This is a genomic window from Pseudomonas sp. MWU12-2020 (assembly GCF_023100605.1).
Lineage (GTDB): Bacteria > Pseudomonadota > Gammaproteobacteria > Pseudomonadales > Pseudomonadaceae > Aquipseudomonas > Aquipseudomonas fluorescens_H.
Window position 1 is genome coordinate 315279 of the sequence record NZ_JALMEX010000005.1, and the last position, 15536, is coordinate 330814.

Consider the following 15536-nt stretch of genomic DNA (forward strand, 5'->3'; position numbering starts at 1 on the left):
CGAAGGCTTTTTCGCCAGAAAAAGTAGGGCAAATCTGATTTTCCTGTCTCCCACCCAACACCCCTTGCCCCTCATGCAGAATCGCCCGCCCTCATTCTGCAGAGAGACATCGGATGTTCGCGCCTGCCAATCAACCGCGTTTTACGTTGACCCTCGAAGGCGCCCAGCATGACCTCAAAGTCCTTGAGTTCACGGGCAAGGAAGCCATCAGCCAACCCTTTCGTTTCGAGCTGGAGCTGGTCAGTGAGCGCCCCGATCTGGATCTCGAAAGCCTGCTGCACTGTCAGGCGTTTCTTGGCTTCGATGCCGATGGCAGTGGCATTCACGGTCAGATTTATCGGGTCGGGCAGGGCGATTCCGGGAAACGTCTGACGCGCTATCACCTGAGCCTGGTGCCGCGTCTGACCTACCTCGGTCACCGCATCAACCAGCGGATTTTTCAGCATCAGACGGTTCCGCAGATCGTCGCGCAGATCCTCAAGGATCACGCAATCCTGCGCGATGCCTTCGAGTTCCGCCTCGGCAGCGATTACCCGGTGCGTGAATATTGTGTGCAGTACGCCGAGAGCGATCTGGCGTTCATTCAGCGGCTGTGTGCCGAGGTCGGTATTCATTACCACTTTCAGCACAGCCCGGATGGACATGTGCTGGTGTTCGGCGACGATCAAACGGTGTTCCCGCGCCTGGCCGAGCCGACGCTGTATTTGCCGGGCAGCGGCATGGCGTCGACGGCGCCGGCCATCAAGCGCTTCAACGTCCGGGTGGAGACTCGCACCAGCGTGGTCACCCGGCGCGACTACAACTTCGAAAAGCCGCGACTGCAACTGCAAAGCCGCAGCGACAGTGAGCAGCGCCCGGTGCTCGAGGACTATCACTTTCCCGGCCAATTCAACGATCGAGAAACCGGCAGGCAACTGGCGCAACGTACGCTGGAAAGGCATGTCGCCGACTACCGTCAGGCTGAGGGCATCAGCGACGTATCCGCACTGGTTTGCGGACATTTCCTGCAACTGAGCGAGCATCCGCGCCAGGACTGGAATGACCTGTGGCTGCTCACCGCCATCGAGCACCATGGCCGACAGCCGCAAGTGCTGGAGGAATCGGTGACCAGCGATGGGGAAACATTCCAGGGTTACCGTAATACCTTTCTTGCCACGCCGTGGGAGGTGTTCTTTCGCCCGGCGTTGGGGCCGGAAAAACCGCGCATGCCCGGCTATCAACCGGCCGTGGTCACCGGGCCGCAAGACACGGAAATCCACTGCGACGAGTACGGCCGGGTCAAGGTGCAACTGGCCTGGGATCGTGACGGCGAGCTCAACGAGCATTCCAGTTGCTGGCTGCGCGTCGCCACGGGTTGGGCGCATGACCATTACGGCAGCGTGCTGATCCCAAGGGTCGGCATGGAAGTGCTGGTCGGTTTCATCGACGCCGATGCCGACAAGCCGTTGGTGATGGGTTGCCTACCAAACGCGGCAACTCCGCTGCCGTTGGACCTGCCCGCCGACCAGACCCGCAGCATCTTTCGCAGCCAGAGCAGTCCCGGTGGCGGCGGTTACAACGAGCTGCGCATCGAGGACAAAAAGGGCGCCGAAGAAATCTACCTGCGCGCCCAGCGCAACTGGACTCAGCATGTACTGCATGACCAACAGGTTCAGGTCGACAACCAGCGCAGCATCGTCGTCACCGGACTTGCCAGCCATGAACTCAAGGCTGACGAGCAGCGCATTACCCACGGTCAGCGCCAGACCGAAGTGAAACAGGATGATCACCTGACGGTTATTGGTGATCGGCATATTCGGGTGAGTAGTCAGGCCACCAGTGCCAGCGGACAAATCCACGTCAGTGCCGGGCAACAAGTGGTGATCGACGGTGGCGCGAGCGCAACGATTCAGGCGGGCGGGCAGTGGATCAGCATCGGCCCCGGAGGAATTTTCAGCAGCGTGCCGATCATGGTCGGTGGTGCGCCAATGGCGGCGATGAGTGCAGCGCCGGGAGTGCCGGGATTGCCGGCAAAACTCGCAGCCGCACCAACGGCCATGCTCACTGCTGCGCAAATCATGAGCTTTAAAGGTGATGCACCATTCTGCGAAGAGTGCGAGCGCTGCAAGGACGGTGTCTGTGCAGCCTGAGTGCCTCACGCCTTCAGCGTGGTTGGCGCGTGAACCGCTGAAATCTTCGGAACAACTGTTCGCGGTCTTGAGTAACGCCAGCGACGCCAGGCCTCCGTTGGTTGCACCGAGCCCGATCTGGGCTGACACGATCTACGCCGAGTGGGACGCGGTGATGCCCTTCGTGGGAATTGTCGCGGCGGACAGTGAGTTTCTCGATTGGGTAGCCTCTACCGAGTCTCGCGACTGGGGGTGGTTGGCGGTGTCTTCCGCGAGCCTTGAGGTGGTAGTTGAGCATTTTCGCAGTTTGACTCAAGTGCTGATGCCGGGCGGCACAGCGGTGTTTTTTCGGTTTTGGGATGGGCGGTTTCTGTTGCCGATCCTACAGTCCGACGAAGTGCAATCTGCGCAGTTGATACCGGTGATCTCGCGCGGCTTGATCAATGGACAGGCCGTGGATATCGGGGGCAGGGCGCAGGTTTCGGGGCGGGTGTTTCCCTGGTGGAAGGTGCCTGAGTCTGTACTGGCTTCAGCAGGGAATGCAGTACGGATCGGCAATGCGCTGCAGTGGCTGAGCGAGGAGCATCCGGCGCTGCATGAGGCGTTTCCCGAGGCTGTGTTGCGCTGCAAGGTTCGGCAGTTTTTTCAGGTTTCAGCGTCGGAAGAATCGTCGCCATCGGCATTGGTGGAGTATTTGCTGGCAGAACTGGAGTGAGTTTTCCGGGCGAAGGCTTCGGACGTTTCCTTCGAGTTGCGGCGGCTTTCATGAACTGGTGGGCGTTGGGTAGCAGGGATAGTCTTGCATTGTCACCGCAGATGCGGCGACAGGGTGTAGGAGCCCTGATACTAGAAGAGCGCATAAACGTCGTCGCCCGGTTTGCGGCAGTCTATGTGCGTCCGTAAGATCATTTGCGGCGGTTATGCGCGGGCACGCTTTGGCGTGGCCGAGTTCTCTGGTCTCGGTTCTCCTACCCCGCGCATGGCTGCCACCCAAACCTGTAGGAGGGAGATGGTGGAAGCTCATTTCACTACCAGAGGTTCAAAAGATGACAGCGCTTAAACCCGACCCACCCTACGAAAAAATCATCCCCCATCCCGACAACCGCTTCATGGCCCTGACCGGCAATTGCAGCGACATGCCCACCCTGTTCATCGACACCCAAGTCCCCCTCGATATCCTCATGGACGCGGCCAACCACCGCATCCGCGCCGTGATCCAGGTGCTGGAAAACATGTGCATGCGCGGCTCGGTCGAATGCGACTCGATCATCCTCAGCGACTTCGCCATGCTCTGCGCCATTCCACTGCGTGACGGTTGCGATGTGCTGGATGTCATCGGCAAACGCTTGAGCGCGATGCCGGCCTGAAAAAAGAGCAAAAGATCGCAGCCTTCGGCAGCTCCTACAGGGGGGGACGCCAATCCTGTGTAGGAGCTGCCGAAGGCTGCGATCTTTGGAATTTGGCTCAATCAGCGATATACGCATCCTGAGTTTTGATAAAGCGGTCGAACGCCTCGGAGTTGTAGACCTTCATGCACCCAAAAAACACTACTTTTTCATTCGAGTATTTACTGTTTGAAGGTTTCTGCTCGTAAGCCGCCAACACGTAGTTTCGGGTTTCTTTGTAGGGATCGTGCAGCACCTGGAGCGTGTCTTCATTTTGCAAAATGGTATGCATGCCTTTGCCCATGAACGAATAGGCATTGGCGGACAGTGCGATGTCTTTTTCCAGCGCGGAGCGTTCGTTGAATGGCTTCAGAATGCAGTGGCTCAGTCCGTAGTTTTTTAGTGACTGGCGTGCCTGTTCAATGTGAGTTTCGTCGGCAAGGGCGAGGTATGGGCTAAGCAGGCTGAATAAGCAGATGATCAGATATTGCATGAGTTTTTGACTTCCTGTCGTTCATGGTTCGCCAGTTTAACGCCATAAAAGCAAAGCCCCTCACCCTAGCCCTCTCCCAGAGGGAGAGGGGACTGACCGAGTTGTCTGGGTGATGTACGCCGACCTGCGCCTTCGGTGGTGAACGTCAGTTGGCCAAGCCTGAGATCACGCTGATCATTCAGGTCGATGTAACTCGCAAGATCACCACCGTCAGTCCCCTCTCCCTCCGGGAGAGGGTTAGGGTGAGGGCCGGCTTTTGTCCGCTCGGCCGCCAACCCCTGACTTGCCGCCCGGTAAAAGGTAAACTTTGCGCCCTTCGCAGGAGCAGCCATGAATTATCGTCACGCCTTCCATGCCGGCAATCACGCCGATGTGTTCAAACACCTGACCTTGACCCGCCTCATCGCGCTGATGTCGCGCAAGGAGCAGCCGTTTGCCTATCTCGATACGCACGCCGGCATCGGTCTGTATGACCTGCAGGGTGATCAGGCCAACCGTACCGGCGAGTACCTGGAAGGCATCGCGCGTTTGTGGGATCAGCCGGATCTGCCGGCGCTGACCGCCGACTACATGAAGGTGCTGCACGAGATGAACCCGGATGGCCAGTTGCGCTACTACCCGGGTTCGCCGGAGCTGGCGCGGCGTCTGACCCGGCCGCAGGATCGGGTGATGCTCAACGAGAAGCACCCGGAAGACGGCGTGCAGCTTAAAGAGAACATGGCCGGCGATCGTCGGGTCAAGGTGCATCTGGGCGAGGGCTGGCATGTGGCGCGGGCGATGTTGCCGGTGCAGGAGAAACGCGCGGTGATGTTGATTGATCCGCCGTTCGAGCAGCTCGACGAGATGCAAAAGTGTGCGGCGTCGCTGAAAGAAGCGATTGGCCGGATGCGCCAAACCGTGGCGGCGATCTGGTATCCGGTGAAGGATCAGCGTGCGTTGCGCCGTTTCTATCAGGATCTGGCCGGTACCGGCGCGCCGAAGTTGCTGCGCGTGGAACTGCTGGTGCATCCGCTGGATACGCCTAACAGCCTCAACGGCTCCGGGATGGCGATTGCCAATCCGCCGTGGGGGCTGGAGGAAGAATTGCGTGAGCTGCTGCCGTGGTTGTCGAAGAAGCTTGGGCAGACTCAGGGTGGGTGGCAGATGGATTGGTTGATTGCTGAAAGCTGATCAACGGCAAGAGCAAAAGATCGCAGCCTTCGGCAGCTCCTACAGGATTCAGTGTCGTCCACTTATGTGCGGACAATCACGGACCTGTAGGAGCTGCCGAAGGCTGCGATCTTTTGCTTTAAGGGTTTAGTTACCCGCCAGGCTCGGTGGCATGCACACGCCGGTGCCGCCAATCCCGCAGTAGCCTTCAGGGTTCTTCGCCAGATACTGCTGGTGATACGCCTCAGCAAAGTACACGGTCGGCGCCTGCTCGATCTCGGTGCTGATTTCGCCCAGGCCAGCCTTCGACAGTTCAGCCTGATACACCGCTTTGCTCTTCAGCGCCGCATCCAGTTGTTCAGGCGAAGTGGCGTAGATCACCGAGCGGTATTGGGTGCCGATGTCGTTGCCCTGACGCATGCCCTGCGTCGGGTTATGCAGTTCCCAGAACATCGCCAGCAGCTCTTCGTACCTGACTTTGGTCTTGTCATACACCACCAGCACCACTTCGGCGTGGCCGGTCAGGCCCGAGCAGACTTCTTCGTAGGTCGGGTTCGGCGTGTAGCCGCCGGCGTAGCCAACCACGGTGCTGACCACGCCTTCGCGCTGCCAGAAACGGCGTTCCGCCCCCCAGAAGCAACCCAGACCGAAGATCGCAAAGTCGACGTCCTGAAAGAATGGACCGAGCAAGGGAGTTTCTTCGAAGACGAAATGCTTTTCAGGCAGGGTCATCGCGGTTTCGCGGCCGGGCAGCGCTTGTTCTTTGGTCGGTAGCACGTTTTTGTTCACCAGAATTTCCGAGCGCAGAACCATGATCGTTCCTCTCAGTCAGGATGGGATGTAAAAAGTCAGACCGTCAGTGTGCCGAATGATGCCGGATTTCGCACTATTCAAATGTGGGAGCGGGCTTGCTCGCGAATGCGGTGTGTCAGTCGACATCAACATTGCCTGACAAACTGCATTCGCGAGCAAGCCCGCTCCCACAAGTGGAATTCATCGACAGGGGTATCGGTGGGGGTTAGAGGCAGAGTGGGCCGCGCGGGTAGCGCTTGAGCGCCTGAATCAGCTCACCGCCGGGGATCGGCCGGTCGAACAGGTAGCCCTGGCCGACGTCGCAGCGGTGGCGGCGCAGGAACGCCAGTTGTTCGGCGGTCTCGATGCCTTCGGCCACGACTTTGAGCTTCAGGTTGTGGGCCATGGCGATCACCGCGGAGGTGATTTCCATGTCGTCCTGGTTGTCGGGGATTTCGTGGATGAAGCTGCGATCGATCTTGATGATGTCGATCGGGAATTTCTTCAGGTAGCTGAGCGACGAGTAACCGGTGCCGAAGTCGTCCATGGCCAGGGTCAGGCCCAGACGCTTGAGCTGATCGAGCTGCAAGTGAGTGTCTTCGGTGGCTTCCAGCAACAGGCCTTCGGTCAGCTCCAGTTCGAGCAGATTGGCCGGCAGCGCTTCTTCCTTGAGGATATTGGCGATGGACGCGACCAGATCCGGATCGGAGAACTGTTTCGGCGAGAGGTTGATCGCCACTTGCAGATTGCCCAGGCCAGCGGCGGTCAGGGCCTTGCTCATGCGGCAGGCCTGGCGGGCGATCCACTTGCCGATCGGGATGATCAGGCCGGTTTCTTCGGCGACGCTGATGAACTGGTCCGGGCGAATCATGCCGCGTTCCGGGTGATTCCAGCGCAGCAGCGCTTCCATGCCGAGCAGGCGACCGCTGCGCAGGCACAGTTTGGGCTGGTAGAACACGTCCAGCTCGTTCTGGGTCAGGGCGCGGCGCAAGTTGTTCTCGACGAACAGTTTGTAACTGGCTTCGGCGTTCAGCGCTTCGGTGAACACCTGAACCTGGTGTTTGCCATTGGCCTTGGCCTTGTGCAGGGCGAGGCCGGCGTTGCGCATCAGGGTTTGCGGATCGCGGCCATGCAGTGGCGCGCAGGCCAGGCCCACCGAGCCGGTGACGCTGATCAACTGGTTGTCGACGAACATCGGCTTGTCGAGGGTCGCCAGCAACTGGTTGGCGATCTGTTGGCCGGTGGCGAGGTCGGTGTCGTCGAGCAGCACCGCAAATTCGTTACTGGCGAACCGCGCGAGGCTGCCGCTCGGGCTCAGGCTGTTGCGCAAGCGGCGGGCGAGGCTGATCAGCAACTTGTCGCCGGTCTGGTGACCGAGGCTGTCGTTGATCCGCTTGAAGTTGTCGATGTCCACCAGCAGCAGGCTGATCGGGGTATCGCTATCGCGGGCGAAGCGTTCATCCAGATTGCGGATAAACGCCGGGCGGTTGCCGAGGTTGGTCAGGTTGTCGGTGTACGCCAGACGCTCGATGCGCTGCTGCGCCAGTTTGGTCTGGGTGATGTCTTCGTAGATGCCAATGTAGTGCGTCAGTTCGCGGTTGTCGCCATACACCTTGGAGATCGACAACTGGCCCCAGTACGGTTCGAGGTTCTTGCGCCGGCTCTTGAATTCGCCCTGCCAGCTGTTGCTCTTGGCCAGCGCCGAGGGCGCGTCGAACAGCAGTTCGCTGAGGTTTTCCAGGGCCGGCAGCTCCGACAGGCGCTGGCCATGGACTTCCTCGGTGGAGTACTGGGTGATGGCGGTGAAGCTCGGATTGACGTACTCGACCACGCCGTCGCAGTTGACCAGCAGAAAGGCGTTGGCACTTTGTTCGACTGCGCGCTGGAATAGGTGCAGAGCGCTGGTGGCGGTACGCCGGTTATGGTTGTTGATGACCTGGGCGAACTGGTCGGCCAGCTCACCGGCAAAGGCGATTTCGTCGGACTGCCAGGCGCGGGTGACGCCGGTCTGCTCCAGACACAGCACGCCGACCACTTGGCCATCGACCCGGATGCTGGCGTCGAGCATCGCGTTGACGTCGCGCGGGCGCAGGGCTTCGGCCATCTCGCGGGTACGCGGGTCGCGCATCGCATTGTGCGCGTCGATGGCGCGGCTGCCGTGCAGGGCTTCCATGTAATCGGGGAAACCGCTGATGTCGATCACCTCCGGCAGGATGTATTCCTGCGTAGCGCGGTGATACGCGGAAATCGGCACCAGCAGGCTGCCTTCGAGGTTCCACAGGCTGGCACAGTCGATCTCATAGATATCGCAGGCGCTGCGGGTGATCAGCTCGGCAGCTTCCTGCAGCGAGTTGTGGCTGCTGTAGCGCTGGCGAGCCAGCAACAGAATCAGATCCTGCTGGGCGCGTACCCGCTCCAGGTGCTGCAGTTGTTCCTGCTGAGCGCGCTGGTTCAGTTCCAAAGCGATCTGCAGGCGCGAATTCTGGGTTTCGAGGTCGACGCAGGGCACCGCTGGCGCGCCGTCGAACACATCATCGACCGCCAGCAGATAACCGCGCAGCAAGTGCCGATTGTGCTGCTTATAGGCCTCGCCCAGCTCTAGGATGCTCAGCGCACCAGCGGCGGTGTGCAGGGTGTAGCGCACCAGATAATGCGGGCTGTCGCGCAGTTGTTGCTGAATGGTGTCGTGCAGTTGATAGCGCGCTTCGGGTTCCATCAGGCTGGCGTAAGGCGAGCCGACCAACGCACACAATTCGACGGCCGGCTGGCCGAACTGGCGTTCGCAGTTGGGGTCGAGAAACAGCATCGCCCAGCTCGCTTCATTCAAGCGCTCGAAACGCAGCATGCCGAGCCGCGAGGGCACAGGCAGCTGCGTCACTACCTCGACCGCCATACGGCTGGCGGCATCGGGTTGGCTCTTCATGAAGGAACTCGCTTGGAAATATGCTGAACGCGCCGGGCTCGCGCCCTCTTTACTGTTGCCTGCGGCAAGGTTGCATCATTGCGGCACCGACTGACAAGAGAGATGAAGGCCAAGTGCTATAAGAATATGTCGGCCGCGCAGGGCATTTCTCCAGCGCGCGGCAAAAAGTAATACGGATGTGCGCCGCGAGTGCCGTTCCAGAGCGCCTGGCGCGCGGGAACGGCATTTTGTTCAGGGCTTCAGCGCAGGTTGATTTCGATCGATTGCAGGCGTTTGCCGTCGCGATCATGGTAATTGACCTGAATTTTTCCGGCCTCAACCACCACATGGGCGAAGTTGTCTTCGCTGACCACTCTGCTGGTCAATTCATGTTGATAATCGCCTGCTGCCGTGCGCGCCAGCGGTTGATCGAGGATGAACGTCGACGCCTTGGCATAGGGCAACAGCTTGCTGTTGCAAAACGGCGAGGAAACGATGGTGTGCACTTCGAAGTCCGGGTCTGCGCTGTGGGTCAGGCGCGAGGTCAGCGAGCCATGCACGTCGCCCGAGACAAACACGACATTCTTGATGCGTCGGGTGCGGATGGTTTCCAGCAGCCGCAAGCGCTGCTCCGGGAAGGCTTTCCAGGCATCCTCACCATACAGTTTGCGATCCGGGTAGAACATTACGCTGGTCACCACGAATTTCACTCGCGCCGGGCTGTTGATCAGCCACTTGAGCAGCGCCTGTTCCTGCACCTCATCCAGTATGCGGCGATCATCGGCTGACAAGTTGCGTCGAGTGCGGCTGTCGGTCACGAACCATTCGATGTCACCGTCACTGAATTGATACCAGTAGTGCTCGAGCTTTACGCGATTCACCTCTTTGTTAGTTGTAAGTTCGTGCGCAGGTCCGTGGCTGGCTTGATAGATTTCATAGGCGGCCATGGCATTGCGATATAACGCTTGATCTGACTTGCTGGCGTTCGCCGGCCAGTTGTCTTCGATTTCGTGATCATCCAGGATCATGTAAGTCGATGTGCCGGACATCAAGCGCTGAATGTTGGGTTGAGAGAATGCCGCACGGTACTTGCTGAGGATTTCCTTATATTCACGATCGGGTGCGAACAGATTGAGGTCGTCGACATAAATCTGATCGCCCGTCATTAACGTGGCACTGATCGGTGGTTGCGCGCCTTCGATCAACTGATTGATGGAAGCAAAGATCCGGTCACCCAGTTGCGGCAGCGACGGGATGCCGGCGGTCATGCGCAAGTAACGGCAGGAGCCGACGATATAGGCCCTTGGCTGCAGGGCTTTGCTGGAGCGGGTGCGTAATCGATAGATTTCCCGGGGCCACTGCAGCGGCAGTTCGGCGACACTGTCCACGGTATGTACCGGATTCATCGGGCTGAACCAGCCGGTCTGGTATTCATATTCGGTGTCGCTGCTCAAGTTATTGAGGGTGAACACTTCGGTCATGTCGCGCAGTGCGCTGGGTTCGGCGAAAGTGCCTGCTGACCACTGTTGTGTTCCTGCAGTCCGATGGCGAATGGCGGCAAATACCGGTGCGTTGCCTTGATTGTCTGCGCGCATGAATATGCGGGCATGATTAGTTGTGGTGTGGCCGATAATCGGGCCGATAGTTGGTTTGAACATATTCGAATCCATTCGAGTAAGTCTGGTTTTGATAAATAACGCAGGAAGTTGCTTATTTGATCGGGAGGCAAAGATTAGTTGGCGGTCGACGAAAAATATCGAGGCGAAGTGGACTGCGTTCGTAGTTCAAGTAAACCGAACTTGTAGGAAGAGGCGCTGTACTTTTCTCTGGGCAAAAAAAAGCCCCGTCAAACTGACGGGGTTGAGGTACGAGCGTGTGGCGCTCGAAAACGTGAAACGCAATCGGCCCTCCGTTGCCGGAGGGCCGAACGCTTTACAGCAGGATGGTGCGGATGTCGCCCAACAGGCTGCCCAGACGCTGGGTGAAGCGTGCAGCAGCGGCGCCGTTGATCACACGGTGATCGTAGGACAGCGACAGTGGCAGCATCAGTTTCGGCTGGAAGGCTTTGCCGTCCCAGACTGGCTGGATGGTTGCCTTGGAAACACCGAGGATCGCCACTTCCGGCGCGTTGACGATCGGCGTGAAGCCGGTGCCGCCAATGTGGCCGAGGCTGGAAATGGTGAAGCAGGCGCCTTGCATCTCGTCCGAAGAGAGCTTCTTGGTGCGGGCTTTTTCAGCCAGCGAAGCAGCTTCTGCAGCCAGTTGCAGCAGGCTCTTCTGGTCGACGTTCTTGATGACCGGTACCAGCAGGCCATCAGGAGTGTCTACCGCGAAACCGATGTTGACGTACTTCTTGCGAATGATCGCCTTGCCGCTTGGCGCCAGCGAACTGTTGAAGTCCGGCAGTTCCTTGAGCAGGTGCGCACAGGTCTTGAGCAGCAGCGGCAGGATGGTCAGCTTGACGCCGGCCTTCTCTGCGACTGCTTTCTGCGCAACGCGGAACGCTTCCAGCTCGGTGATATCCGCCGAGTCGAATTGCGTCACGTGCGGCACGTTCAGCCAGCTGCGGTGCAGGTTGGCAGCGCCGACCTGCATCAGGCGGGTCATCGGCACTTCTTCGATTTCACCGAAGCGGCTGAAGTCCACGACCGGGATCGGCGGGATGCCCGCGCCACCGGTTGCGCCGCCAGCAGCCGGCGCTTCCTTGGCCTTCTGCATCATCGCCTTGACGTAAACCTGCACGTCTTCCTTGAGGATGCGACCGTGCGGACCGCTCGCGCCTACAGCGCTCAGCTCAACGCCGAACTCACGGGCCAGTTGACGCACGGCCGGGCCGGCGTGAACTTTGGCACCAGGCTTGGCCGGAGCAGCGGCCGGAGCGGTAGCCGCAGGTGCAGCGGCAGCCGGAGCAGCAGCGGCAGGTGCCGGAGCGCTTGCAGCAGCGGCAGCTGGAGCCGTGGCAGCAGCAGGCGCTGCGCCTTTGACTTTCAGCTTGAGGATCAGGTCGCCGGTACCGACTTCGTCGTCCAGCTTGATCGAAACGCTTTCCACCACGCCAGCGGCAGGCGATGGGATTTCCATGCTTGCCTTGTCGGATTCGAGGGTGATCAGCGACTGGTCGGCTTCAACGCTGTCGCCAGCCTTGACCAACACTTCGATGATCTTGGCCTTGCCGGCCGAACCGATGTCCGGAACGTGGATGTCCTGAACGCTGTCGGCAACTGGAGCAGCCGGGGCTGCTGCAGGAGCAGGCGCAGCGGCAGCGGCTGGCGCAGCAGCCTGAGCCGGAGCGGAAGCAGCAGGGGCCGCAGCAACCGCCACTTCCAGATCGAGGATCAGGTCGCCAGTGCCGACTTCGTCGTTGAGCTTGACGCTGATGGCCTTGACCACGCCCGCGGCAGGCGACGGGATTTCCATGCTCGCCTTGTCGGATTCGAGGGTGATCAGCGATTGATCAGCTTCGACCTTGTCGCCAACCTTGACCTGGATCTCGATGATCTGGGCCTTGCCCGACGAACCGATGTCCGGCACGTGCACTTGCTGCACCGAAGCGGCAGCAGGCGCAGCGGCTGGCGCGGCGGCGGCAGGGGCCGCAGCCGGTTTTTCTTCGGCTTTTTTGGCCGGAGCAGCAGGAGCAGGGGCCGCAGCAGCGGCGCCCTCGACTTCCAGCTCGAGCAGTTCGTCGCCTTCTTTCAGACGGTCGCCCAGCTTCACTTTCAGGCTTTTGATGACGCCGGCTTTCGGGGCCGGCACTTCCATGCTGGCCTTGTCCGATTCCAGGGTCAGGATGCTCTGGTCGGCTTCGATACGGTCGCCGACCTTCACAAACAGTTCAATTACTTCACCTTCACCGCTGCCGATGTCAGGTACGCGAATGAGTTCGCTCACAAAATGTCTCCTCAGCAGTCCAGTGGGTTGCGTTTTTCCGGGTCGATGCCGAACTTGACGATGGCCTCAGCCACGACTTTAGGTTCGATATCACCACGGTCAGCCAGTGCTTCCAGGGCTGCCAACACCACGAAATGACGGTCGACTTCGAAGAAATGACGCAGTTTCTTGCGGCTGTCGCTGCGGCCGAAACCGTCGGTGCCCAGGACTTTGAATTCCTTGGACGGTACCCACTGACGGATCTGCTCGGCGAACAGCTTCATGTAGTCGGTAGAAGCGATGACCGGACCCTTACGGCCGCTCAGGCACTCTTCAACGTAGCTCTGCTTAGGCTTCTGGCCAGGCTTCAGACGGTTGCTGCGCTCTACGGCCAGGCCGTCGCGACGCAGTTCGTTGAAGCTGGTGACGCTCCATACGTCAGCGCCGATGTTGAACTCTTCACGCAGAATCTTCGCCGCTTCACGCACTTCACGCAGGATGGTACCGGAGCCCATCAGTTGTACGTGATGCGCCGCATCGCGGGTGTCTTCTTCGAGCAGGTACATGCCTTTCTTGATGCCTTCTTCGGCACCGGCCGGCATGGCTGGCTGCTGGTACGACTCGTTCATCACGGTGATGTAGTAGAAGATGTCCTGTTGCTCTTCGGTCATCTTCTTCATGCCGTCCTGAATGATCACCGCCAGCTCGTAGCCGTAGGTTGGATCGTAGGTGCGGCAGTTCGGGATGGTCGCGGCCAGCAGGTGGCTGTGACCGTCTTCGTGCTGCAGGCCTTCACCGTTCAGGGTGGTACGGCCGGCGGTGCCGCCGATCAGGAAGCCACGGGTACGACTGTCGCCGGCGGCCCAGGCCAGGTCACCGATACGCTGGAAGCCGAACATCGAGTAGAAGATGTAGAACGGCAGCATCGGCTGGTTGTGGCTGGAGTACGAAGTACCGGCAGCGATGAAGGAACTCATGGCGCCCGCTTCGTTGATGCCTTCTTCAAGAATCTGACCTTTCTGGTCTTCCTTGTAGAACATCACCTGGTCTTTATCGACTGGCTCGTAGAGCTGGCCGACGGAGGAGTAAATGCCCAGCTGACGGAACATGCCTTCCATACCGAAGGTACGGGCTTCGTCCGGGATGATCGGCACGATGCGCGGGCCGATTTCCTTGTCCTTGACCAGTTGCGCGAGGATCCGCACGAAAGCCATGGTGGTGGAAATTTCACGGTCGCCCGAACCATCGAGGATGGCTTTCAGGGTGTCCAGGTCCGGCGTCGGTACGCTGAAGCTCTGCGCGCGGCGCTGCGGTACGAAACCGCCCAGTGCAGCACGGCGCTCGCTCAGGTAGCGGGCTTCGGCGCTGTTTGGCTCTGGCTTGAAGAACGGCAGGTTCTCCAGCTCTTCGTCCTTGACCGGGATGTCGAAGCGGTCGCGGAACAACTTCAGGCTGTCGACGTCGACTTTCTTGGTGTTGTGCGCAGTGTTTTTCGCTTCGCCGGCACCGGTGCCATAACCCTTGATGGTCTTGGCCAGGATGACGGTTGGTTGTTCTTTGTGGTTGACCGCTTCGTGGTACGCCGCATAGACCTTGTACGGGTCGTGGCCGCCACGGTTGAGTTTCCAGATCTCGTCGTCGGACAGATCGGCAACCATCGCCTTGAGTTCAGGCGTGTTGAAGAAGTGCTCGCGAACGAACGCGCCGTCTTTGGCTTTGTAGTTCTGGTACTCGCCGTCGATGACTTCGTCCATGCGACGTTGCAGGATGCCGTCGACGTCCTTGGCCAGCAGTGGGTCCCAGAAACGGCCCCAGATGACTTTGGTCACGTTCCACTGAGCACCGCGGAACACGCCTTCGAGTTCCTGGATGATCTTGCCGTTGCCGCGAACCGGGCCGTCGAGGCGCTGCAGGTTGCAGTTGATGACGAAGATCAGGTTGTCCAGCTTCTCGCGGCCGGCCAGGGAGATTGCGCCCAGGGATTCCGGCTCGTCGCACTCGCCGTCGCCCAGGAAGCACCAGACTTTCTGTTTGCCCGGCTGAATGAAACCGCGGTGTTCCAGGTACTTCATGAAGCGTGCCTGGTAGATCGCCTGGATCGGACCCAGACCCATGGATACGGTCGGGAACTGCCAGAAGTCAGGCATCAGCCAAGGGTGCGGATAGGACGACAGGCCCTGACCGTCGACTTCCTGGCGGAAGTTGTTCATCTGGTCTTCGGTGATGCGGCCTTCCATGAACGCACGGGCGTAAACGCCTGGCGAGGTGTGGCCCTGGAAGTAGATCAGGTCGCCGCCGTGTTCGTCGGTCGGGGCCTGGAAGAAGTAGTTGAAGCCGATGTCATACAGGGTCGCGCTGGAAGCGAAGCTGGAGATGTGACCACCCAGGTCAGAATCTTTCAGGTTCGTACGCATTACCATGGCCATCGCGTTCCAGCGCACCAGCGAGCGAATGCGGCGTTCCATGAACAGGTCGCCAGGCATGCGTGCTTCGTGGGTTACCGGGATGGTGTTGCGGTAAGGCGTGGTGATGGCGTAAGGGAGCTGCGAACCGCTGCGGGTCGCCAGTTCACCCATACGGGTCATCAGATAGTGAGCACGGTCTTCGCCTTCTTTGTCGAGAACCGATTCCAGGGCGTCCAGCCATTCCTGGGTTTCGACGGGATCGAGGTCTTGCATGGCTTGCTCCAGGGCGGAAAGGCTTCCAGAATCGGTTGCCTGAGTTTGCGACTGGCCTTGTGGGCAGACGATTTAAAATTCTTGGATTGCCGACAGGTTGTTCCGGCGGCGTGTAGTTTTACTACAAATCTTTGAGCATTTCAGCCTTTCGCCTGTATAGAC

At 59.6% G+C, this 15536-nt stretch carries 10 protein-coding genes; 4 read left to right on the top strand and 6 right to left on the bottom strand.

Annotated elements, in window-relative coordinates; all coding sequences use genetic code 11:
- Window positions 1-113: 113 nt before the first annotated feature.
- From M0814_RS14315 to M0814_RS14325, 3 genes are all read left to right on the top strand, one after another.
- Window positions 114-2129: a type VI secretion system tip protein VgrG gene (locus tag M0814_RS14315; protein WP_103485558.1), complete on the top strand. Its 2016-nt coding sequence runs from the start codon at window positions 114-116 to the stop codon at window positions 2127-2129.
- A complete protein-coding gene (locus M0814_RS14320; protein WP_103485557.1) occupies window positions 2119-2823 on the top strand; it encodes a DUF4123 domain-containing protein in 705 nt (234 codons plus the stop codon). The genes M0814_RS14315 and M0814_RS14320 overlap by 11 nt, the downstream gene beginning before the upstream one ends.
- Before the next feature lie 331 nt (window positions 2824-3154).
- Window positions 3155-3475, top strand: a complete 321-nt coding sequence (locus tag M0814_RS14325) for a hypothetical protein (RefSeq protein ID WP_103485556.1) — start codon at window positions 3155-3157, stop codon at window positions 3473-3475.
- 97 nt (window positions 3476-3572) lie between these two features.
- Here M0814_RS14325 and M0814_RS14330 read toward each other — a convergent pair whose 3' ends face one another.
- On the bottom strand, window positions 3573-3986 hold the full coding sequence (locus M0814_RS14330) for a hypothetical protein (RefSeq protein ID WP_003220987.1): 414 nt from the start codon (window positions 3984-3986) through the stop codon (window positions 3573-3575).
- A 330-nt stretch (window positions 3987-4316) separates the two neighbouring features.
- Between M0814_RS14330 and rlmJ the strand changes: the two genes are divergently transcribed.
- Window positions 4317-5156 (top strand): 23S rRNA (adenine(2030)-N(6))-methyltransferase RlmJ, encoded by an 840-nt coding sequence (rlmJ, locus tag M0814_RS14335; RefSeq protein ID WP_003220988.1) that lies wholly within the window; start codon window positions 4317-4319, stop codon window positions 5154-5156.
- A 126-nt stretch (window positions 5157-5282) separates the two neighbouring features.
- Here the strand turns inward: rlmJ and msrA are convergent, their stop codons facing one another.
- The 5 genes from msrA to aceE form a co-directional block, all read right to left on the bottom strand.
- A complete protein-coding gene (msrA, locus tag M0814_RS14340; RefSeq protein WP_103485554.1) occupies window positions 5283-5948 on the bottom strand; it encodes a peptide-methionine (S)-S-oxide reductase MsrA in 666 nt (221 codons plus the stop codon).
- Window positions 5949-6153: 205 nt separating this feature from the next.
- On the bottom strand, window positions 6154-8850 hold the full coding sequence (locus tag M0814_RS14345) for a GGDEF and EAL domain-containing protein (protein ID WP_003220992.1): 2697 nt from the start codon (window positions 8848-8850) through the stop codon (window positions 6154-6156).
- A 239-nt stretch (window positions 8851-9089) separates the two neighbouring features.
- Window positions 9090-10487 (bottom strand): alkaline phosphatase D family protein, encoded by a 1398-nt coding sequence (locus tag M0814_RS14350; protein ID WP_103485553.1) that lies wholly within the window; start codon window positions 10485-10487, stop codon window positions 9090-9092.
- Window positions 10488-10761: 274 nt separating this feature from the next.
- On the bottom strand, window positions 10762-12717 hold the full coding sequence (gene aceF, locus M0814_RS14355; RefSeq protein ID WP_103485552.1) for a dihydrolipoyllysine-residue acetyltransferase: 1956 nt from the start codon (window positions 12715-12717) through the stop codon (window positions 10762-10764).
- An 11-nt stretch (window positions 12718-12728) separates the two neighbouring features.
- Window positions 12729-15374: a pyruvate dehydrogenase (acetyl-transferring), homodimeric type gene (aceE, locus tag M0814_RS14360; RefSeq protein WP_003220999.1), complete on the bottom strand. Its 2646-nt coding sequence runs from the start codon at window positions 15372-15374 to the stop codon at window positions 12729-12731.
- Window positions 15375-15536 lie beyond the last annotated feature (162 nt).